This window comes from Janthinobacterium rivuli, from assembly GCF_009208735.1.
Taxonomy (GTDB): domain Bacteria; phylum Pseudomonadota; class Gammaproteobacteria; order Burkholderiales; family Burkholderiaceae_D; genus Janthinobacterium.
This window is the reverse complement of sequence record NZ_WFLJ01000030.1, coordinates 22,835-43,758: the sequence shown is the minus strand read 5'-3', so window position 1 is coordinate 43,758 and position 20,924 is coordinate 22,835. Positions and strand designations below refer to the sequence as shown.

Genomic DNA, 20,924 nt, shown 5'->3' with positions numbered 1-20,924 from the left:
CTTCCAGAAAGCCGCCGCGCACTGCGCTGCGGCAAAAATTGATTAACGTCCCAGGCCGATGACCACGTCGAACAGGGTGCTGGCGATCTGCATGACCTTGCCGCACGCCTGGTAGGATTGCTGGTAACGCAGCAGGTTGGCCGCCTCTTCGTCGAGGTTGACGCCGGAGACGGCCTGCTGCTGGGTACTGACCTGCTGCAACAAGGCCAGGCTGGCCAGGCCGCTGACCTGCACTTCGCGCGTCTTGTTGCCCACGAAGCTGACGGTTTGTGCATACGAACCCTGGAACGTGGCATTGCCGCCATCGAGGATATTCTTCGTCTGCAAGCCCGCCAGCAGCGCCGCATTGCGGTTGTCGCCCACGCCGCCCGTATTGGGCTTGATGACGAAGGTATCGCCCTGCGCCGGCGTGCCCGTCATGCTGACATTGATGCCGCCAAAGCTGAAGTTGTCGCCTTCCGTGTAGGGGATGTTCGCCGTGCCGGCCGGATAGGTCGTGGTCGCGCCATTCAAGCCCTTGACCGTCACCGCCTGGCCCGCAGGGAAACCCGTCAGCGAGGTGGTCGCCTTGTCATATGTCAACGTCAGGGGACCGGTCAGGGCATTGCCCGGCAGCAGGTAGGCCTTGTCGACGGAGCCGGCGCCAAGCTTGCCGGAACCCGTATTGGCCACCGGCGCCGAGGTGGCGATGGGGGCGGCGGCGGCAATCTTGTTGCGGTCGGTGATCAGCACATTCAGGCCGGCCGCGCCGTTCGCCGTCGGCCTGATGACGTAGTTGTCGCCCTGGGCGGCCGTGCCCGAGATCGAGAAATCGACGCCGTCGATGGTTTGCGGCGCCGTTTGCGGATACGGATTGATGATGGTGTGTGCACCGTCCGATTCGCGCGTCACCACATAGTTGCTGCCGTCGTATTTCAGACTGTAATCGCTGGCCGTCAGCTTGGTCGGGTCGCTGACCTTGGCCGACAGCACCGTGGTGCTGCTGGCGTTGTTGCCGCGGTCGGCACCGATCACCGGGTCGGGTATCTTGAAAAAGTCGCCGCCCATGGCGCCATTCAAGTCCTGGCCCAGCTTGTGCTGGTCGTTGAAGGTGCTGGCCAGCGCGATGGCGACCTTGCCCAGCGAGTTCTGCACATTGTCCAGGGTGCCGCTGCGAAATTCCAGCAAGCCGCCCAGCGAACCGCCGGTCAGGGAGCTGTCCGGCAGCACGGTGACGGTACTGCCCGTGACATAGCCCACCTCGATGCGGTTCGGGTCCGTCCGCGAAGGCGTGGCCGCCAGTTCGAAGCTGCGGTCCGCCACCACCAGGGGCTGCCCCGCGCCGATGGAAATGGTCACGGTATTGTTGGCAGCGGGCTGCACCGTCGCCTTCACGTATTTGTTCAATTCCGTGATCAGCTGGTCGCGCTGGTCCAGCAGATCGTTGGGCTGGTTGCTGACGTCGACCGACAACTGGGAAATCGACTTGTTCAGCTCGGCGAGCTGCTTGGCATAGGTATTGATCACCGTCACATTCGAAGTGATCTGCGAATTGACGCCGTCGCCGATCTCCGTCAGGCGCGCGCTCAGTCCCTGGAAGCGCGCAGCGAGCGAGCCGGCGCTCGACAGCAGCGCCTGGCGCGAGGCGACCGAAGACGGATTGGCGCTGAAGTCCTGCACGCCCTTGAAGAAATCCTGCATGGCGGGCGACAGGCCCGCCGTGGGGTCGGCCAGCAAGTTGTCGATCTGGCTGATCTGCGTGTAATAGCTATCGAGCGCGCTGGTGGCGCTTTGTGCGGCATTGACCTGGGTGGCCATGAAGCTGTCGTACTGGCGCTTGATCTGCGACACTTCCGTGCCCGTGCCGACGAAGCCATAGCCGGCAAAGTTCGACTGCGCCGTCTGCTGCAGCACCACCTGGCGGTTGTAGCCGGCCACGTTCGCATTGGTGATGTTATGCCCGGTCGTCGACAGGCCCACCTGCGCTGCAAGCAAACCGCTCTTACCGATGCTGAGTAGATTCGAAGTCATGGTGTCTTATTGGTTACCGTCAAATGTATTTACGGCAGGCGCGGCGAAAACTTGAAGCGCGCGGCCTGCACGGGGGCAAGGCGGCGCCTTAACCGACCAGCGAATGCTTGATAATTTTTGTCAATTTGGCAGCGTAATTCGGATCCGTCGCGTAGCCGGCTTTCTGCAAGCCCTGGGCGAAGGTGCTGGCGTCGCCCGCGCTGGCCAGCACTTTTTCGTAGCGTTTGTTGTTGGTAATCAACTGCGCGTAATCCTTGAAGCTGTCCGCATAGCTGTCGTAGGCGCGGAATTTTTCCACCTTGCGCTGCGCCTTGCCATTCACATACTCCGTCGTGACGGCTTCCGTGACCTTGCCCTTCCAGTCGTTTGTTGCCTTGATGCCGAACAGGTTGTGGCTGCTGCTGCCGTCGCGGCCGATGATTTCGCGCTTGCCCCAGCCCGTTTCCAGCGCCGCCTGGCCCAGCATGAACTTGGCCGGGATGCCGGTGGCGCGGCTCGCTTCTTCCGCATGCACACCCAACTTTTCCTGGAAGGCGCGCACATGCGGCGCCTGTGTGGCGTTGGCCTTGTCGCTCAGGGTCTTGCCAGCGCCGCTGGCAACGCCTGCCCCCTCGGCGAGGGCGCCCTGCTGCTGGCGGAAGGCGGCCAGCGCCTGCGCCATGCTGGAAGACCGGGGCGACGGCGCTTCGGCGCCATCGGCGGCCAGCGCCTGGTTCGACGACGACAGCTGGCGGATCAGCACGTCAGCCAGGCCCGTGCCCCGCTTGGCCAGGTTCTGGCTCGTCTGCTGGTCCAGCATCGAGGTGTACATCTTGCTTTGCTGACTATCCATGATGCCGTCCTGCGGCGTGGCTTCGCGCATGCTTTTCATCATCATGTTGATGAACATGGCTTCGAATTGCGTGGCCGCCTCTTTCAGGGCGGCGGGGTCCTTCGCCTTGGCGGACTGGCGCAAGCCATCCATGCCTTTCACGTCATAGGCGGCGGTATTGCTGAGGTCGGTTTGGCTGATCATGGCGTGCCCATCAAATGATTTCGAGTTCGGCGCGCAGCGAACCGGCCGCTTTCATCGCCTGCAGGATGGCCAGCAAGTCTTGCGGCGAGGCGCCGATGGCGTTGAGGGCCTTGACCACCTCGGACAGCGAGGCGCCGCCCTTGACCAGCATGACCTTGCCCGGTTCCTTCTTGATATCGATCTGCGCCGTCTGCGTGACCACCGTGCGCCCGCCCGACAAGGGGGCCGGCTGGCTCACTTGCGGCTCGACATTGATGGTGACGGACAGGTTGCCGTGGGAAATGGCGCACGTTTCCAGGGTCACGGACTGGTTCATCACGACGGAACCCGTGCGCGCATTCATGATGACCTTGGCCGCCAGGCGGGCAGGATTGACTTCGATACTTTCCAGCTGGCCCAGGAAGGACACGCGCTGGTCGCTGCCGCTGGGCGACTGCACCTGGATCACGCGGCCATCGAGCGCGGCGGCCGTGCCCGCGCCGTAGCGGCTGTTGATGGCGTCGACCACGCGGCTGGCGGTGGCGAAATCGGTGGCGTTCAATTCCAGGCGGATGGTGTTGTTGGCGCCCAGCGCCGAAGGCACGGTGCGCTCGACCGTCGCGCCGCCCGAGATGCGGCCCACGCTCAAGTGATTGATGACGACGGAGCTGCCGGCCGCCTGCGCGCCCACGCCGCCGACCAGCACGTTGCCCTGCGCCATGCCGTACACCTGGCCATCGGCGCCCTTCAAGGGGGTCATCAGCAAGGTGCCGCCGCGCAAGCTTTTCGCATTGCCCATCGACGAGACCGTCACATCGAGCAACTGGCCCGGCTGGGCAAACGCGGGCAAGGCCGTCGTCACCATCACGGCGGCCACGTTTTTCAGCTGCAAACTGGTGCCTTGCGGCAAATTGATGCCCTGCTGCTGCAGCATCGCCGCCACGCTCTGGATGGTGAACGGGGTTTGCGTGGTCTGGTCGCCACTGCCGTCGAGACCCACGACGAGGCCATAACCCATCAGCTGATTCTGGCGCACGCCGGCAATGCTGGCCAGGTCCTTGATGCGCTCGGCCTGCGCCACGGGCGCCAGCAGGGAGATGGCCAGGCCGAAAACGGCGACAAGGCGGGGAAAGGTCAACGTTGCCATGATCAGAATGGCAGCAGGCTGAGGAAGAAGCGCGACGCCATCGAGGCCATTTCGGCGCGGTCGATCTGGCTGTTGGTGCGGTATTCGACGCGTGCCTCGGCCACCTGGGTCGATGGCACGACGTTGCCCGTGCCGATGGTGTCCGGATTGACCATGCCCGAGAAGCGGATGAATTCCGTGCCCTTGTTCATGGCGATCTGTTTTTCCCCGGCGACGATGAGATTACCGTTTGGCAAGACCTCGATCACCGTCACGCCGATCGTGCCGGAAAACGTGTTGCTGGCGGACTGGTTGTCGCCATCGGCAAATTTCGTCGCGCCATTCGCCGCCACGGTGCCACCGAAGCGTCCCTGGGCGAAGCCGGGCGTGCTGAAACCCACGCTGCCCGACTTGTTGCCGGAACTGGCGCCCGCCTTGACGGCATTCGTGCGCTCGGTGATGGCGATCGTCATGGTGTCGCCCACGTGGCGCGCGCGGCGGTCTTCGAAGGCGGGACGGTAGGTCGACGGCTGGTAGATGGACCCGTTGTTGACGACCACCGGTTCGGGCATCGGCGCGCGCGTGCTGGTGGGATATTGCACGATGGACGTAGGCGTGATGGCGCAGCCGGACAGCAGGACTGCGGACAACAGGGCGATGATGGGGTATTGCATGGCGAACCTCCGCTGCCATCCGGCGGCGGATGGCATGACGACTATGAAAATTAAAGTTGCGACAATTTCTGCAGCATTTGATCGGACGTGGTGATGGCCTTGCTGTTGATCTCGTACGCGCGCTGGGTCTGGATCATGTTGACCATTTCCTCGGCCACGTTGACGTTCGACGTCTCGATGTAGCCCTGCATCAGCACGCCGGCGCCGTTCGTGCCCGGGGTGTTGGTCTGCGCCACGCCGGAGGCGCCCGTTTCCATGTACAGGTTTTCGCCCTTCGACTCCAGGCCGGCCGGGTTGACGAAGGTGGTCAGCTGCAGCGAGCCGATCTGCGAAGGCGCCACCGTGTCGGGCAAGGTGACGGAGACGGTGCCGTCGCGCGCCACGGTCAGGCTCAGCGCGTTGGTCGGCACGGTGATGGCGGGCTGGATGACGAAGCCTTCCGAGGTGACGAGCTGGCCGTTGGCATCCGTCTGGAACGAGCCGTCGCGGGTGTAGGCGGTGGCGCCGTCCGGCATCAGCACCTGGAAAAAGCCTGTGCCGTTGACCATCACGTCGCGCGAATTGCCGGAAGCCTGGGGATTGCCCTGGGTATGGATGCGTTCGGTGGCCACGGTGCGTACGCCCGTGCCGATCTGCAAGCCCGATGGCAGCTGGGTCTGCTGCGACGATTGCGCGCCCGGCTGGCGCACATTTTGATACAGCAAGTCCTCGAACACGGCGCGCGACTTCTTGAAGCCGGTGGTGCTGACGTTGGCCAGGTTATTGGCGATCACGTCCATCTGCGTCTGCTGCGCTTCCAGGCCGGTCTTGGCAATCCAAAGGGAACGAATCATGATTTTTCTCCAATAACAGCGCTAACCAGCCCTGTAGACTATTTCTATGTGACCATTATGCGGGCGCCCCCATCAATTCAAAGCGAGGATCTGGGTGGCTTTCGCCGCGTTATTCTCGGCATTCTTCAACAGGCTCATTTGCGTTTCGAACTGGCGCGCCAGGGCGATCATGCTGACCATCGAGTCGACGGGGCTGACATTGCTGCCTTCCAGCGCGCCCGTCGTCAGCTTGACGGCCTGGTCGGCCTGCGCCACCGTGCCATCCTTCAGGCGGAACAAGCCGTCGTCGCCGCGCACCAGCTGCTGCTCGGGCGGGTTGACCAGCTTGATGCGTCCCAGCACCGTCGACGGGCCCGGCGGCACGTCCGTGGAAATCGTGCCCACCGTGCCATCGCCGCTGATGGCCACCGTCACGCCGGGCGGAATCGCCATGGGCCCCGTATCGCCCTGCACCATCAGGCCCGACTGCGTCTGCAGCATGCCGTTTTCATTGAGTTTCAGGGCGCCGTTGCGCGTGTAGGCTTCGGAGCCGTCGGCCGACTGCACCGCGATCCAGCCACCGTTTTCCACCGCCACGTCGAGCGCGCGGCCCGTGTGCTGCATGGGACCTTGCGTGAAATCGGAACCGACCGTCGAATCGACGACGAAGGCGCGCGTCGGCATCATGCCGTCGGCCACCACGGGCACGGCGCGGAACGAGTCGAGCTGGGCACGGAAACCCGTGCTGGTGGCGTTCGCCAGGTTGTTCGCCGTGGTCGCCTGCTTGTCCAGGATGTGCTTGGCGCCCGAGCCGGCGGTGTAGATGAGACGGTCCATGTGTTTTCTCCGTGCAAAACGAAAGCCGGGAGCAGTCCGAAAGAACCGCTCCCCTTACCCTTAACGCAGGTTGACCAAGGTTTGCAGGACGGAATCCTGCGTCTTGATGGTCTGCGCATTCGCCTGGTAGGCGCGCTGGGCCGTGATCATGTTGACCAGTTCGGCCGTCAGGTCGACGTTCGACACCTCCACCGCCGAGGCGCGCAAGTCGCCCAGACCACCCGAGCTCGGCTCGCCCGTCATCGGACTGCCCGAGGTCGAGCTTTCCGCCCAGGCATTGTTGCCCAGCGGCTCGAGGCCATTCGGATTGGCAAATTTGGTCAGCACCACCTGGCCCATGTCGCGCGTCTTGCCATTGTTATACTGGCCCTGGATCACGCCATCGCTGCCCACGACGAAACGGTCCAGCTGGCCGGCCGCGTAGCCATCGGCCACAGTGCGCTTTTCGCTGGTGGACGAACTGAGCTGGGTGGAATTGGTGAAGTCGACCTTGATCGCCAGATTCGCGTTCGCGCCCGTGGCGGGGAAGACGGGCAGGTTAACCGTCACCGGCAGGGTTTGCGGCGGCGTCAGTGCCAGCATGGCGGCCTTGTCCAGGCTGCCGACGCTGTTGAACACCAGCGAAGCCGACCTTACGGCGGGCACTTCCGTCACCGAGGCGATATTCTTGTCGATCTGGTCTGGCGTCAAGCTGGAATTGACGCCATTGGGCACGGCGCTGCCATAGGTGGCGCTGATGGCGGCCAGCTGGGCCGGGCTGGCGCCGGCCGCTGCGGCGGCGGCGCGCACGGCGGCGCCGGCCGCATTGCCATAGGCGATGGCGGCAGCCGTGATATTTGCCGGCACCAGCGGCACGGCCGTGACGGCGGCCTGGTAGGCGCTGCGCGCAGCCAGCGAGGCGGCATCGGTCTGCGCTGCCGCTGCCACTTTCGCGCTGGTAATTTCCTTGCCGTCAGTGGCCGAGTAGACATCCCAGGTATTGGTGCCCGTCTTGACATAGAAATTGGACATGGTGTGCGAATTGCCCAGCGAATCGTAGACGGGCACGGGGAATTGCTTGGTCCACGACTTTTGCTCGCCTACGCTGAATGGCACCACGGTCGGCATGGCCGAGTTGGAATCGAGGTTGACCTGGGTGTCGACCTTGGTGGTCGCCTGCGGCGCCATGTCGGACGGGTCGATCTGCAGCGGCACGGTGGCGCCGGCCAGGATCTTGCCGTTCGCATCGGCCGGATAACCGGTCAGCTGGGCTTTCTGGGCATTGATGATGAAACCGCTCTTGTCGACCTGGAACTGGCCGTTGCGCGAATACTGGATGGCGCCGTTCACGCTGGTGCGGAAGAAACCGCCGCCATTGATGGCGATGTCGAGCGGATTGGATGAACTCTCCAGGTTCCCCTGGTTGAACAGCTGCGCCACTTGCGACACGGACACGCCGATACCGGGCTGGTTGCCGCCCACGCCATACAGCGAGTTGGCATAGATGTCGGCGAACTGCGCCTGCGATTGCTTGAAACCCACGGTGGCCGAGTTGGCGATGTTGTTGCCGATGACGTCCAGCGATTTGGCGGCGCCGTTCAAGCCGCTCAGGCCTTGTTGGAAAGACATTGTGTTCTCCTGGTAGAAAATAGGGGTAGAGGGTCTACGCTACAAATGAGCGGCTTACAAAATCTGTTTCACATCGGCCATGGTGATGCTGCCCACGCCCGGCACATTCAACTTCACGCCGCTGGCGCCCGTCGACACGCTGGCGACCGAACCGAACATCAGCGCCGCTGCATCCTTGAGCTTGGCGCCGCCGCGCGTCGCTTCCACCGAGAACGTATAGGCGCCGTCAGCGAGCACGATGTTCTTGCCATCCTTGTCGAGCTCGGCCGTGGAGCCGTTCCAGCCCAGCGGCAAGGTACCCGCGTCCTGCGGGCCCAGGTCGATGGAATGGACTTCTTTGCCCGCACTGTTGTAGATGATGACCTTGACGCTGTCGGCCGGCGTGGCCAGGTCCACGCCCAGCAGGGCCGCGCTCTTGCTCAAGGTGATGTTCTTCCCTGCCGTCAAGACGCCGTGGCCGATGATATTGGCCGCCTGCATGGATTCGGCTTGCTGGTAGCTGGTCTTGAGCGTTTCCAGCGTGGTGTTGAGCTTGTTGACGCCCGTCACCGTGGACAGCTGGGCCAGCTGACTGGTCAGCTGCGCATTGTCCAGCGGGTTCATCGGGTCCTGGTTTTGCAGCTGGGTCACCAGCAAGGTCAGGAATTTGTTTGTTTCCTCCTCGACGCTGCCTTTCGCGGCCGTGGTCTTCTTCGGATTCATCGTCGCCATCAGGTCGGTGGTGACGGAGGTCGTGGTATCGATGGTTGCCATAATGATCAGTCAGCCTTATTGGCCGAGGGTGAGGGTTTTCAGGAGCAGGGACTTGGCCGCGTTCATGGTTTCCACGTTGGTCTGGTACGAGCGCGAGGCCGACAGCATGTTGACCATCTCGTCGACCGTATTCACGTTGGGCATGGTGACGTAGCCCTTCTCGTCGGCCAGCGGATTCTTCGGGTCGTAGACCAGCTTCATCGGCGACGGGTCTTCGATCACCTTCTGCACCTTGACGGCCGTGGCGCCGTTGGCCATGGGCACGGCCTCGAACACCACCTGCTTGGCGCGGTAGGCTTCGCCCGTGGCGCTGGTGGCGCTGTCGGCATTGGCCAGATTGCTGGCCACCGTGTTCAGGCGCTGCGCCTGGGCGCTCATGGCCGAACCGGAGACATTGAAGATATTAAATAGCGACATGATTATTGTCCTCCCTGGATGGCAGTCAGCATGCCCTTGATCTGCGAATTGAGGAACGTCACGGCCGCCTCGTAGCGGATGGCGTTGTCGGCAAACGCGTTGCGCTCGAGATCCATGTCGACCGTATTGCCATCGACGGCGCCCTGGGCCGGCGCGCGGTACAGCAGCGGCGTGCCGTCGGCCAGGGTCTCGACCTTGCCGCCCGTGCTGCCGCCTGCGGCCGCGGCCACGCCCTTGCCCGGCATATGCTGCGGCGCCGTGCCCTTCAGTGCCGGTGGCACACCGTCCTTGCGCGCCATCGCGCCCTTCAGGGCGGCGGCGAAATCGACATCGCGCGCCTTGTAATTGGGCGTGTCGGCGTTGGCGATATTCGAGGCGAGCAATTCCTGGCGCGTCGAGCGCAGGCTCAGCGCCGTCTCGTTGAAGCGCATGTAATCGTCGAGTTTCCCTATCATGTCAGGCTCCGGAAAGATCTGCCACTGGCGCCCGAGATGGCGGAAGGATGGCGGTATAGTGATGACAGGAAACATAGTACGGTGCCCGCCAGCAAGACCATCGCCGGATCAGACCATACTTTTACCCCTTAATCGGCGCTTCGAACGGGGCCGCGCGCACTATCATGGCAGTATTCCAGAGGCCTATCACCATGAAAACACCGCTCGCTTTCCTCTTCGCTCTTGCCGCCCTGCCACTGCTGGCGCAGGCGCAAAATGCCGGCCGGCAGACGCCGGAAGCGCTGCGCAACAGCGTGGAACAATTCCTGCAAGTGCAAAGCAACGGCTTGCCGGGCAAGGTGACGGTCACCGTCGGCGCCGTCGATCCGCGCCTGAACCTGGCCGCCTGCCCCGCGCCGCAAGCGTTCATGGCGCCGGGCGCGCGCGCCTGGGGCAAGACCACCGTGGGCGTGCGCTGCACGGCGCCCTCCAGCTGGACCATTTATGTGCAGGCGAACGTGGCCGTCGTCGGCGACTACGTGGCCAGCGCCGTGCCGCTGGCGCAAGGGCAAGCCATCGACGCCAGCCAGCTGGTGACGATGCAGGGCGACCTGGCCGCATTGCCGGCAGGCATCGCCACCGACATGGCCCAGGTGGTGGGCGCCAGCACGAATATTTCCTTGCCACCCGGCACGCCGATGCGCCTCGATACCCTGCGCCGCAAGCCGGTGGTGATGCAGGGCCAGCTGGTGCGCGTCGTTTCCAGTGGCAACGGTTTCCAGGTGGCATCAGAAGGGCGCGCCATCGGCAGCGCCGGCGATGGCCAGACGGTACAGGTACGCACGCAGAGCGGCCAGCAGATCAGCGGCGTGGCGCGGGCTGGCGGCTTGGTGGAGGTGGCGTTTTAAACACGGATGGACAGCGATATTCTGGTCTGGCGCACTAAAGTTTCGGCAAAAGGTGCCGATAAAGACACATATCCCGGAGTTTTTTTGACTTCGACCAGACGAGGATCACGCTGTGAAAATTACCGACAACACCATTAAAAGCAATCCCGGCCTGCCGGTGGCGCCCGCGAGTACCTCCGGCGCCCGGAATGCCGAGAAAGCCCAGGCAACACCGACGACGTCGGACAATGTACGCCTGTCGCCGCAAGGACAGGCATTGGCGGCCAGTGCAACTGCCGGCAGCGGCGCCGTGTTCGACACGAAAAAAGTCGAACGCATCAAGCTGGCGATCGCCGACGGCCAGTTCCAGGTCAACTCAGAAAAAGTGGCGGACGGTCTCCTCGACACGGTCAAGGACTTGCTGCACTCACGAAATAGATAGGTTCCCTCATGCAATCAGTGACTCCGTTTTCCAGCCTGCGCGACGAGCAACAGCTCATGACCACATTGCTGGCATTGATGAAAGAAGAACAGCGGCATCTGGTTGCGGCTGACATCGATGCAATCGCGGAGCTCACGGTGCGCAAAACGGCGCTGATCGGACAATTGAGCCAGCTGGCGGCGCAACGCCACCAGGCGCTGGCGGCGGCGGGCTTCACGGCCGCCGAAGCGGGCATGGAAGACTGGCTGGTCGGCGCCGGCGAAGCGGAAGCGGCGCCCCTGTGGAAAGCCTTGCTCGAGACGACGCGCGAAGCGAAGGAACAAAACCGCCTGAACAGCCTGCTCGTCAACAAGCACATGCTGCACACGCAAGGCGCCCTGAACGCCATGCGCCCCCCGGCCCAAAGCGGCAATTTCTACGGCCCCAGCGGCCAGGCGACGACGAACACGGCCAGCCGTCGCGTCGTCATCGGCTGATACCCCCTAGTTCACAGCAATCCCCCCGGCAAGGCGCAGCGGCCTTGCCGGCTCATCCGTGCGCGGCACGCCCCGCATGCTGGCGATATTTCGCCACGATGGCTTGCGCCCTGGCGCTGGCGGCCGCCTGCTGCTCCGGCGTCAGCTCGTTTTGCAGCCAGTGCCAGTATTCATCCTGGTACGGATTGGTGACGCCGGGCGCCAGGATGTCGTCATAGACCTGGCGCAAGGCCAGCAGGTAACCATACGCTTGCGACGCATCCTTGCGCACCACCTCGCCATCGCGCAGATACGCCATCATCAGGGTCGACACGCTGCTCAATTCCGCCTCGTCCGCCTGCGCCGCCAGCTGGGCTATGGCTTGCCGCTTCCATGCCTGCACCAGCGGATCGTCGGGACGGTCGCGCAGCGCGCTGCGGTCGCCGAACGGCCCTTCCGACAGGAACAGCGTGGCGGCACCGGGCACGCCCGCCTTCGCGGCGGCGGCCAGGTAGGCCAGGCGATCCTCGCGCTGGCGCTGCGTCAGGCCCGCGCACAGCTGCTGCTGGGCGGTTTTTTCTTCCGCCGTCATCTCGCGCCCCAGTTCGAACTCCAGCCCAGGCAAGCGGCTTTCGCGCTGGAAGACGATGCAGTCGTCGAGCAGGTTGTAGGCCGCATATGCGTCTTCCGGCTTGCCGCTGGCGCCCAGGCGTTCGAGCCGCTGCGCCAGGGTCACGGGAACGGGCGCGGCAGCGGCGACGGGGCTGGCATCGATAGCCAGATACGACGCCAGGCTGCGTCCCGCCGGCGCTCCGCCGGCGACCACGGCTGCCGGCGCGGCACCGTCGGGCGCGGGCCAGTACGCGAATGCCAGCCCCGCCGCGATGGCGGCGGCGATGGCGATGCTGGTCAGTTTGCTATTCATATGAGGTGGCGCATAAAGAAAATACACGTTACCACAGGCGCGCGGCGGCATGCCGCACGCCTCCACGCGCTCAGCCGCCGGCCTTTTTCGGCTGGTGACCCAGCTTGAGCAGCGCGGCCAGGATGGCGTCCACATGGTCGCCCTGCACTTCGATCACGCCATCCTTGACCGTGCCGCCCGAACCGCACTGCGTGCGCAGTTGCTTGCCCAGCAAGGCCAGGGCGATGGCGTCCAACGGCAAGCCCTTGACCACGGTGACGCTCTTGCCGCCGCGGCCCTTGGTCTGGCGCGACACGCGCACCACGCCGTCGCCCGCGGGCGCCGCCTTCGCCTGCGCCTTGCACGCGCATTGCGCCAGCGGCTGGCGGCACGCGGGACACGTGCGGCCCGTTTCGGTGGAATAGACGAGACCGCCCAGGGAGCTGCTTTTCATGATGGAGACGTAAAAAATGGGAAGGTGGCGATTGTACCAAGCGGCACCCGCAGTTGACGGGCTCAGTTGGCCGGCGCAGGCGCCATGGGCGCCGTCGGCACTTCCGTCACCGTTTCGGGGATGCCCGAGAGAATCGTCACGGCGACGCGACGGTTGCGCGCGCGCCCTTCCGGCGTGGCGTTCGGCGCCACGGGGATGTTGTCGGCGTGACCCACGGCCGTCAGGCGCGACGCCTTGACGCCGCTGGCGATGAACAGGCGCACCACGGCGCTGGCGCGCGCGGCCGACAATTCCCAGTTCGAGGCGAAACTGGAATTGCTGATCGGCTGGACATCCGTATGCCCTTCCACCTGCACATCGTGCGTGTCATCCTTGAGCAGCACGGCGACGGCGCGCAGCGCCTGGTCCGATTCCGCCGTCAGGCCCGCCGCGCCCGGATCGAACAGCACGCTGGCATTGATTTCCACGCTCACGCCGCGGCTCGTCTGCGTCACCCGCACCTTGCCTTCCTTGACCAGCGGCGCCAGGGTGGACGTGAGGTCCTGCGCCAGGCGCGTCATGTGTTCGCGCTCGCGACGGATGGCTTCCGCGCGGCGTTTCAGGGCGGGATTCGGCAAGGGAATGGCTTGCGGCGCTTCCATGATGATGGGCGGCGCGCCCTTTTCCAGACTGAAGGCCTGGCCGATGGCGCTCTGGAAGACGCGGTATTTGCCTTCGTTGACTTGTGAAATCGCATACATGACGACAAAGAAGGCGAACAGCAGGGTGATGAAGTCGGCGTACGAGATCAGCCAGCGGTCCTGGTTGTCCGGTTCCTCGTCATATTTCCTGCGCGCGCGCCGCATCATGGTCAGTGCTCGTGCAGCAGGCTGGAAACGCGCTCTTCGATGATGCGCGTATGGTCGCCCGTGGCGATGTCGTACAGCACGGCGGCCGTGATTTCATACTGCAGCACGCGGCGCGAGACGATGGCCTTGAGCTTGTTGGCCACCGGCAGGAACAGCAGGTTGGCCAGGCCGACGCCATAAATGGTCGAGACGAAGGCCACGGCGATGCCGCTGCCCAGTTTGCTCGGGTCGGTGAGGTTTTCCATCACGTGGATCAGGCCCAGCACGGCGCCCAGGATGCCGATGGTGGGCGAATAGCCGGCCGCCGATTCCCACACCTTGACGGCCTGGCGCTCGGCCATTTCGTAGGCGGAGATTTCCACGTCGAGCAGCTGGCGCAGCTTGTCGGGCGCGATGCCGTCGACGATCATGCGCAAGCCCTTGGCATTGAAGCGGTCGGCCGTGTTTTCCATCAGGCGTTCGAGCGCCAGCGGGCCGTCGCGGCGCGCCGTCAAGCTCCATAGTCCGATGTCGCGCGCCAGCGCGGCGCGCGTGTCGGGCGGCGGCAAAAACACCCAGCGCAGCATTTCCAGGCCGCGCACGAAGGTGCGCAGCCGCGTCTGCAGCAGCACGGCGCCGAAGGTGCCGATGATGACGATGGCGAAGGCGGCCGGCTGCAGCAGGGAGGCCATCTTGCCGCCCTCCAGTGCCTGGCCGACCAGCAGGCCCGCCAGCGCCAGCGCCAGCCCGATTACGCTGGACCAGTCCACGCCAGCTCCCTCAAGGTTGCGCGCAGGCGCGCGACGGCCTGGGTATGCAGCTGCGAGACGCGCGATTCGGATACGCCCATCACCGCGCCGATCTCCTTCAGGTTCAGCTCTTCTTCGTAATACAGGCCCATGAGCATTTTCTCGCGTGGCGGCAGCGCGTCGATGGCATCGATCACGGATTGCCGGAAATCGGTATCGAGCAGGGAACGCAAGGGGTCGCTGTCCTCGTCCACGCAATGGCGGTCGAGGAAGCTGTCATTGCCGTCCGGGTCATGAAAATCTTCGTAATACAGCAGTTGGTGGCCGCCGCCATCGCCCAGCATTTCCTGGTAGTCGGCCAGCGACATTTTCAGCAGCTTCGCCACTTCCGACTCCGTCGGCGGATGGCCGAGGCGCTGCTGCAAGGTGCTCATCGCCTCTTCGATCTTGCGCATGTTCTGGCGCATGCTGCGCGGCAGCCAGTCGCTGGTGCGCAATTCATCGAGCATGGCGCCGCGGATGCGCAGCACGGCATACGTCTCGAACTGCGCGCCATGCGTCTCTTCATAGCGGCTGATGGCATCGAGCAGGCCGATCATGCCGGCCTGGATCAGGTCATCGACCTCGACCGAAGGCGGCAATTTCGCCTTCATATGGTGCGCCAGACGCTTCACCAGCGGAATGTGCTCCGTCAGCAAATAGTCCTTGTTCGATTTCCCTTTGACCGTGTACATAGGCTGCTTATTGTTTTCTCATCTTTTATCTGGTGCCGCGGTGGGTCTCAGGCGCTGAACTGGTGCGGGCTCCCCGTCTGGTACAAGGTGCCGCCGAGCACCGGCGCCGCCGAACGGGCCAGCCGCTCGGCCAGTCCGCGAAACGCCACCGACGCTCCCGCCAGCGGAAAGGCATCGACCACGCTGCGGCCCAGCCGCGCCGCGCGGTGCAGATACTCATCGGCAGGCACCGACCCCATCGAGGTCAGCTTCACGGCCAGGTAGCGGCTCGCCGCCTGCGCCATATTATCGTATACCACTTTTGCTTCGGATTCGGAAGCGCCGGTGACGAGAATGCCGAACGGACGGCGTCCCAGTTCCTGGCTCAGGCGCTTGATCAGGCAGTACGCCGCCTTGATCGAGGTGGCGCTGGTCGAGACTTGCACGACGATATCCGAAGAAGCCATCAGCGGCACGGGGAAACAATCGCCCTCATCGGCGACGACGCCGTCGACCAGCACGATGCCGCTCTGGCGCGCCAGCACGTCAAAGGTCTTGCCCAGGCGGCGCAGCTCGTCGGCCGAAGCGTAATCCATGCTGTCCATCAGGTGGTTGCGCGCGCCCAGGCTGGCCACGCCGAAGCCTTGCGGCACCTGGTGGATGACCTGGTTCAAGCCGCACTGCTGGCGCGCCACGTCGCGCAGGCTGGCGCCGTGCGCCAGCCCCAGGCGCGCAGCGACGCCATCACCGCCGCCGCTGGCGTCGAGCAGCAGCACGTCGTTGCCGCCGTAGACCAGCGAGGCGCCCAGGTTGACCAGCATGGCGCCCTTGTCGTCCTGCGGCGTGGCCGATAAAAATGTCATAACGCGCGGCTGCGGGCCGGCCAGCATGCGGCGCAGGCCTTCGGCCTGGTCGAAATCGAAATTAGCCAAGGCGCACCCCGCGCGCTTCATTGTTGCGGGCGGCCGCCTGCGCCATCAGCAGCGGCAGTTCGGCATCGGAAAACTGCGTGGCCGCCGCATCGCGCTTGAGCTTGAAGGCGCGGTCGATCAGGTAGCCGCGGTCGGCCAGGTACAGGTCTTCCGGTACGCGCTGGCCGTTCGACACATAAAACAGATTCAGTTTCTGGCGGATCACCACGTCGAGCACGTTACCGATCGAGGCCGCTTCATCGAGCTTGGTCATGATGCAGCCGGCCAGGCCGCTGCCCTGATAGGCGCGCACCACTTCGTTGAGGGTTTCCTGCGTCGCCGTGGAATTGAGGCACAGCAGGCGTTTCACGTCGGCGCCGGCGCCCGACAGCATGGCCACCTGTTCCGTCACCATCTGGTCGCGCTGGCTCACGCCCACCGTATCGATCAGCACCGTGTGCTTGTTCTTGAGTTCCTTCAGGGCGATGCGCAAGTCCGCCTCGTCCTTCACCGAATGCACCATCACGCCGAGGATCTTGCCATAGATGCGCAATTGCTCGTGCGCGCCGATACGATAGGCGTCCGTGGTGATCAGGGCCAGCTTTTCCGGGCCGTGGCGCATCACGCAGCGGGCCGCCAGCTTGGCCGTGCTGGTGGTCTTGCCGACGCCCGTCGGGCCGACCAGGGCAAACACGCCGCCCTGCTCCAGCATCGCGTCTTCATTGGCGACCGTGTTCAGGTTGCGGCTCAGGACCGTCTTAATCCAGCGCATGCTTTGCGCGCCATCGAGGCCGGCTGGCAGCTTGTCGATCAGGTAGCGCGCCAGGCTGGCAGAGAAGCCGGCCGCCAGCATTTCACGCAGCACGACGGCTTTTTGCGGCTCGCGCTGCTGTGTCGACCCCCACGAGATTTCCGCCAGCTGGGTTTCCATCATGCCGCGCATAGCGCGGATTTCATTCATCATGCCGCTCATCTCGGCGGCGGCGTTTTCCTTGACGTGCGCCAGCGCGCTGGCCATCATCTGCTGCATGCGGGCCATGTCCACTGGCTCGCCGGCTACCTGGCGCGGTGCGGCAGGACGTGGCGCGGCCGGGCGCTGGGCCGGGGCGGCCGGACGCTGCGGCGTGGCGAACTGGGTCTGCAACTGGGGACGGGGCTGCGACATTTCGGATGCGGCCGGCGGCGACGCCAGCGAAGCGGCATCGTCATTGGCCAGCGCGAGGATCTCCACCACGCCGTCGGCCTGGCGGTTCGACAGGATCACGGCATCGGGGCCCAGCGCTTCGCGCACCTTGCGCAGCGCATCGCGCGACGAGGCGCCCGTAAATTTCTTCACATTCATGACCGGCCTCCCAGGGCGGGGGTGGCGCAATATTGGCTGAACTGTGTGACCATCGTCGACTCCTGTTGCTTGAGTGCTGTCTTCCACATGGACACAGATCACCCGGACAGTTTCCATTATTAGCGATGCTTACAGGAAATGATCGAAGGAACAGGACGGGAAAGTACCCGTTATTCAGTTTGCCAGCAGGAAATTGATGTTTATTTGACCAAAAGCAAGGGCTGGGGTCAGACCCGGCGGGTCTGACCCCGGTACTAATGCTGTCAACTATTGCGCGCCCACCAGCGCCGTCACGCGGATGGTCTTGGTTTCCGGCACTTCCGCATGCGACAGCACTTTCAGTTGCGGCAAGGCGCGGCGCAGGAAACGCGACAGCAAGGCGCGCAGCGGCGCAGGCACCAGCAGCACCGGTGTCAGGCCCAGCGCTTCCTGCTGCTGGGCAGCCAGGCCCGCCTGGTGCGCGATGGTGTCGGCCAAGCCCGGCTCGATGCCGGCGCCATCGCCGCCATTGCCCATCGCCTGCATCAGCAGGCGCTCCAGGCGGCTGTCGAGCGTCATCACGGACAGTTCGGCCGCGCCGGGGAACAGTTGCTGCACGATGGCGCGGCCCAGGGCCACGCGCACCAGCGCCGTCAGGTCGTTCGGGTCTTGCGTATTGACCGTATGCTCGGCCAGGGTTTCGATGACGGTGCGCATGTCGCGGATGTGCACGCCCTCGGCCAGCAGGTTCTGCAGCACTTTTTGCAGGGTCGACAGCGACAGCATCTTCGGCACCAGGTCTTCCACCAGGCGCGGCGATTCCTTGCCCAGGTGATCGAGCAGCGACTGCACTTCCGCGCGGCCCAGCAGTTCGGACGCGTGCGAGGTGATCAGATGATTCAAGTGCGTGGCCACCACGGTGCCCGCATCGACCACCGTGTAGCCCATCGATTGCGCCTGGTCGCGCAAGCTGGCGTCGATCCAGGTGGCGGGCAGGCCGAAGGCGGGGTCGTTCGTGGCCAGGCCCGGCAAGGTGCCGCTGGCCATGCCGGGATTGATGGCCAGGAACTGGCCGTTGAACGCTTCGCCCACGCCCACTTCCACGCCCTTGAGGGTGATGCGGTAGGCGGACGGCTTCAATTCCAGGTTGTCGCGGATATGCACGGGCGGCGCCAGGAAACCCACTTCCTGGGCGAATTTCTTGCGGATGCCCTTGATACGTTTGAGCAATTCGCCGCCCTGCGTCTTGTCGACCAGCGGGATCAAACGGTAGCCCACTTCCAGGCCCAGGGTGTCGACGGGCATGATGTCTTGCCAGCTGGCTTCTTCCTGCTCGGGCGCCACGGTTGCTTGCGGCACTTCGGCCGGCTTTTCGGCCGCCTCTTTTGCCTGCGTGCGCTTCTTGCTGATCAGATAGGCGGAGCCGGCCAGCAACGAGGCCAGCAGGATGAAGACCATGTTCGGCATGCCGGGAATCAGGCCCATGCCGCCGATGATGCCGGCGGTGATATACAGCACTTGCGGCTTCGCGAACAATTGGCCCACCAGCTGGGTGCCGATGTCCTGTTCGCTGGCCACGCGCGAGACGACGATACCGGCCGCCGTGGAAATGATCAGCGAAGGAATCTGCGCCACCAGGCCGTCACCGATGGCCAGCAAGGTGTAGTTCTTGAGCGCATCGGCAAAGCCCATGTCGTGCTGCAGCAAACCCACCAGCAAGCCGCCGACGATGTTGATGACGGTGACCATGATGCCGGCGATGGCGTCGCCGCGCACGTATTTGCTGGCGCCGTCCATGGCGCCATAGAATTCCGCTTCCTGCGCCACTTCCGTGCGGCGGCGGCGCGCTTCGTCTTCGCCGATCAGGCCCGCGTTCAGGTCGGCATCGATGGCCATTTGTTTACCGGGCATGGCGTCCAGCGCGAAACGGGCGCCCACCTCGGCGATACGGCCCGCACCCTTGGTCACCACGGTAAAGTTGATGATCGTCAAAATAATGAAGACCACGATACCGACCGTGTAGTTGCCGCCAATCAAGAAGTGACCGAAGGCCTCGATCACTTTACCGGCCGCGTCGGCGCCCGTATGGCCTTCCGTCAGCACCACGCGCGTGGACGCCACGTTCAGCGACAGGCGCAGCATGGTCGACACGAGCAGGATGGTCGGGAACGCCATGAAGTCGAGCGGCTTGACCGTGTACAGCGCCGTCAGCAGCACGATGATGGACAGCGCGATATTGAAACTGAAGAAAATGTCGAGGATGAAGGCGGGCAGCGGCAGCACCATCATCGCCAGCAGCATGATGATGATGATCGGCGCGGCGATGCCCTTGCTGGCGTTGTTGCCCATTCCGCTGAGCCAGGCTGGCAATCTCAGGCCGTTCATGGTGTACTTCCTTTATTCTTGTCTGCCGCGCCGGCTGCGGGCGGGGTCTGCGATGCGGGGTTCTGTGGGTCGAGCTCGGGCGGCACGTCGAGTTTCTTCGGCTTGTCGGGACGCTCGCCGTGGCCGTTGCCGTAGCTGCGCAGCTGGAACACGTAGGCCAGTACTTCGGCCACGGCGCCATACAGCGCCTCGGGAATCTCGTCGCCGATGTCCGTGTGCTTGTACAGCGCGCGCGCCAGGGCCGGCGCTTCCAGGATGGCGACCTTGTGTTCGCCGGCCAGTTCGCGGATCTTCGCCGCCACCTCGTCGACGCCCTTGGCCACCACCTGCGGCGCGCCGCGCGAATTCTCGCCGTATTTCAGCGCCACCGCGTAGTGCGTCGGGTTGGTCACCACCACGTCGGCCGTCGGCACGTCGGCCATCATGCGGCGGCGCGACATTTCATGCTGCATCTGGCGGATCTTCGCCTTGATCTGCGGATTGCCGTCCGACTCCTTCGCCTCTTGCTTGACTTCCTGCAAGGACATTTTCATCTTGTTGGCGTAGTGCCACATCTGGTAGGGACCGTCGATGGCGGCGATCAGGCCCAGCGCGCCGACGATCAGCAGGAAGGCCGTGATCAGCAGGCTGATCAGATGGGCCGAGCCGGAGCGCAAGGATTCGACCGACAGGCCCAGCACGGCGTCCTTTTGATGCTGCATCACCATCCAGGCGACGACGCCGACGACGAGGGTCTTGGCGATGGCCTTGAGCAATTCCACCAGCGCATTCTTCGAAAACATATTGCCCAGGCCGCGAATCGGGTTGAGCTTGCCAAAATTGGGGGTAAACGCCTTGGAACTGAACAGCCAGCCGCCCACCAGCACGGGCGAGGCCAGGGCGACGAGCATGATGGCCAGCGCGTACGGCAGGCAAGTCAGCAAGACCGAGCCCACGTCGTAGCCGATGCGCAACATCATCGCGTCGGGATTGAGGATCTGCTCCCGGTCCAGGGTCAGGCCGGACACCATGACGGCCGTCAGCCGCCGCACGATGGCGTCGCCGGCAAACCACAGGCAGCAGCCGGACGCCATCAGCACCGTAAACGTGGCCACTTCACGCGATCGCGGAACGTCGCCTTCCTCACGCGCCTGCTCGAGGCGCTTCGGTGACGCGGCTTCGGTCTTTTCTGCGTCGCTGTCTTCCGACATCAATCAACTCCGGTGAAGTCC

Annotated in this window: 22 protein-coding genes; 3 read left to right on the top strand and 19 right to left on the bottom strand. The window is 64.3% G+C overall.

The annotated features are described in order from the left end of the window. Nucleotides 1-42: 42 nt before the first annotated feature. The 10 genes from flgK to flgB all read right to left on the bottom strand — a co-directional run bounded on the left by flgK (nucleotide 43) and on the right by flgB (nucleotide 9,686). A complete protein-coding gene (flgK, locus tag GCN78_RS27965; RefSeq protein WP_152254617.1) occupies nucleotides 43-2,010 on the bottom strand; it encodes a flagellar hook-associated protein FlgK in 1,968 nt (655 codons plus the stop codon). A gap of 88 nt (nucleotides 2,011-2,098) precedes the next feature. After that, entirely contained in the window at nucleotides 2,099-3,025 is a 927-nt protein-coding gene (gene flgJ, locus GCN78_RS27960) for a flagellar assembly peptidoglycan hydrolase FlgJ (RefSeq protein WP_152254616.1), read from the bottom strand. Between the two features lie 10 nt (nucleotides 3,026-3,035). After that, on the bottom strand, nucleotides 3,036-4,151 hold the full coding sequence (locus tag GCN78_RS27955; RefSeq protein WP_152254615.1) for a flagellar basal body P-ring protein FlgI: 1,116 nt from the start codon (nucleotides 4,149-4,151) through the stop codon (nucleotides 3,036-3,038). A 2-nt stretch (nucleotides 4,152-4,153) separates the two neighbouring features. Next, complete coding sequence (locus GCN78_RS27950; protein ID WP_152254614.1) at nucleotides 4,154-4,804, bottom strand: flagellar basal body L-ring protein FlgH; 651 nt, start codon at nucleotides 4,802-4,804, stop codon at nucleotides 4,154-4,156. A 50-nt stretch (nucleotides 4,805-4,854) separates the two neighbouring features. Continuing rightward, the gene (gene flgG, locus GCN78_RS27945) at nucleotides 4,855-5,637 is read right to left on the bottom strand and encodes a flagellar basal-body rod protein FlgG (RefSeq protein ID WP_034754070.1); all 783 of its coding nucleotides are present in this window, start codon (nucleotides 5,635-5,637) and stop codon (nucleotides 4,855-4,857) included. 72 nt (nucleotides 5,638-5,709) lie between these two features. Next, nucleotides 5,710-6,453 (bottom strand): flagellar basal body rod protein FlgF, encoded by a 744-nt coding sequence (locus tag GCN78_RS27940; RefSeq protein ID WP_152254613.1) that lies wholly within the window; start codon nucleotides 6,451-6,453, stop codon nucleotides 5,710-5,712. A 60-nt stretch (nucleotides 6,454-6,513) separates the two neighbouring features. Next, nucleotides 6,514-8,061, bottom strand: coding sequence for a flagellar hook protein FlgE (locus GCN78_RS27935; RefSeq protein ID WP_152254612.1), 1,548 nt, complete (start codon nucleotides 8,059-8,061; stop codon nucleotides 6,514-6,516). Nucleotides 8,062-8,115: 54 nt separating this feature from the next. Further along, nucleotides 8,116-8,814, bottom strand: a complete 699-nt coding sequence (locus GCN78_RS27930) for a flagellar hook assembly protein FlgD (protein WP_152254611.1) — start codon at nucleotides 8,812-8,814, stop codon at nucleotides 8,116-8,118. Between the two features lie 15 nt (nucleotides 8,815-8,829). Beyond that, nucleotides 8,830-9,231 carry a flagellar basal body rod protein FlgC gene (gene flgC, locus GCN78_RS27925; RefSeq protein ID WP_071075845.1) on the bottom strand — a complete coding sequence of 134 codons (402 nt, stop codon included), beginning with the start codon at nucleotides 9,229-9,231 and terminating at the stop codon, nucleotides 8,830-8,832. Nucleotides 9,232-9,233: 2 nt separating this feature from the next. Continuing rightward, a complete protein-coding gene (flgB, locus tag GCN78_RS27920; RefSeq protein WP_152254610.1) occupies nucleotides 9,234-9,686 on the bottom strand; it encodes a flagellar basal body rod protein FlgB in 453 nt (150 codons plus the stop codon). A gap of 191 nt (nucleotides 9,687-9,877) precedes the next feature. Between flgB and flgA the strand changes: the two genes are divergently transcribed. From flgA to GCN78_RS27905, 3 genes are all read left to right on the top strand, one after another. After that, entirely contained in the window at nucleotides 9,878-10,573 is a 696-nt protein-coding gene (gene flgA / locus GCN78_RS27915; RefSeq protein WP_152254609.1) for a flagellar basal body P-ring formation chaperone FlgA, read from the top strand. A 112-nt stretch (nucleotides 10,574-10,685) separates the two neighbouring features. After that, nucleotides 10,686-10,994 (top strand): flagellar biosynthesis anti-sigma factor FlgM, encoded by a 309-nt coding sequence (flgM, locus tag GCN78_RS27910; protein WP_034787161.1) that lies wholly within the window; start codon nucleotides 10,686-10,688, stop codon nucleotides 10,992-10,994. A gap of 8 nt (nucleotides 10,995-11,002) precedes the next feature. Beyond that, nucleotides 11,003-11,470 (top strand): flagella synthesis protein FlgN, encoded by a 468-nt coding sequence (locus tag GCN78_RS27905; protein WP_152254608.1) that lies wholly within the window; start codon nucleotides 11,003-11,005, stop codon nucleotides 11,468-11,470. 52 nt (nucleotides 11,471-11,522) lie between these two features. Here the strand turns inward: GCN78_RS27905 and GCN78_RS27900 are convergent, their stop codons facing one another. The 9 genes from GCN78_RS27900 to flhB all read right to left on the bottom strand — a co-directional run bounded on the left by GCN78_RS27900 (nucleotide 11,523) and on the right by flhB (nucleotide 20,903). Next, nucleotides 11,523-12,374 (bottom strand): hypothetical protein, encoded by an 852-nt coding sequence (locus GCN78_RS27900; protein WP_152254607.1) that lies wholly within the window; start codon nucleotides 12,372-12,374, stop codon nucleotides 11,523-11,525. 70 nt (nucleotides 12,375-12,444) lie between these two features. After that, a complete protein-coding gene (locus GCN78_RS27895; RefSeq protein ID WP_152254606.1) occupies nucleotides 12,445-12,807 on the bottom strand; it encodes a translation initiation factor Sui1 in 363 nt (120 codons plus the stop codon). Nucleotides 12,808-12,869: 62 nt separating this feature from the next. Then, complete coding sequence (gene motD / locus GCN78_RS27890; protein WP_152254623.1) at nucleotides 12,870-13,652, bottom strand: flagellar motor protein MotD; 783 nt, start codon at nucleotides 13,650-13,652, stop codon at nucleotides 12,870-12,872. A gap of 5 nt (nucleotides 13,653-13,657) precedes the next feature. After that, complete coding sequence (locus tag GCN78_RS27885) at nucleotides 13,658-14,404, bottom strand: flagellar motor protein (RefSeq protein ID WP_152254605.1); 747 nt, start codon at nucleotides 14,402-14,404, stop codon at nucleotides 13,658-13,660. Next, entirely contained in the window at nucleotides 14,386-15,117 is a 732-nt protein-coding gene (locus GCN78_RS27880) for an RNA polymerase sigma factor FliA (protein ID WP_152254604.1), read from the bottom strand. The genes GCN78_RS27885 and GCN78_RS27880 overlap by 19 nt, the downstream gene beginning before the upstream one ends. A 47-nt stretch (nucleotides 15,118-15,164) precedes the next feature. Continuing rightward, entirely contained in the window at nucleotides 15,165-16,028 is an 864-nt protein-coding gene (locus tag GCN78_RS27875; RefSeq protein WP_152254603.1) for a MinD/ParA family ATP-binding protein, read from the bottom strand. Beyond that, nucleotides 16,021-17,349, bottom strand: a complete 1,329-nt coding sequence (flhF, locus tag GCN78_RS27870) for a flagellar biosynthesis protein FlhF (protein ID WP_152254602.1) — start codon at nucleotides 17,347-17,349, stop codon at nucleotides 16,021-16,023. Before flhF ends, GCN78_RS27875 begins: the two co-directional genes overlap by 8 nt. A 267-nt stretch (nucleotides 17,350-17,616) precedes the next feature. After that, a complete protein-coding gene (flhA, locus tag GCN78_RS27865) occupies nucleotides 17,617-19,713 on the bottom strand; it encodes a flagellar biosynthesis protein FlhA (RefSeq protein ID WP_152254601.1) in 2,097 nt (698 codons plus the stop codon). After that, the gene (gene flhB, locus GCN78_RS27860; protein ID WP_152254600.1) at nucleotides 19,710-20,903 is read right to left on the bottom strand and encodes a flagellar biosynthesis protein FlhB; all 1,194 of its coding nucleotides are present in this window, start codon (nucleotides 20,901-20,903) and stop codon (nucleotides 19,710-19,712) included. Before flhB ends, flhA begins: the two co-directional genes overlap by 4 nt. Between the last annotated feature and the right edge of the window lie 21 nt (nucleotides 20,904-20,924).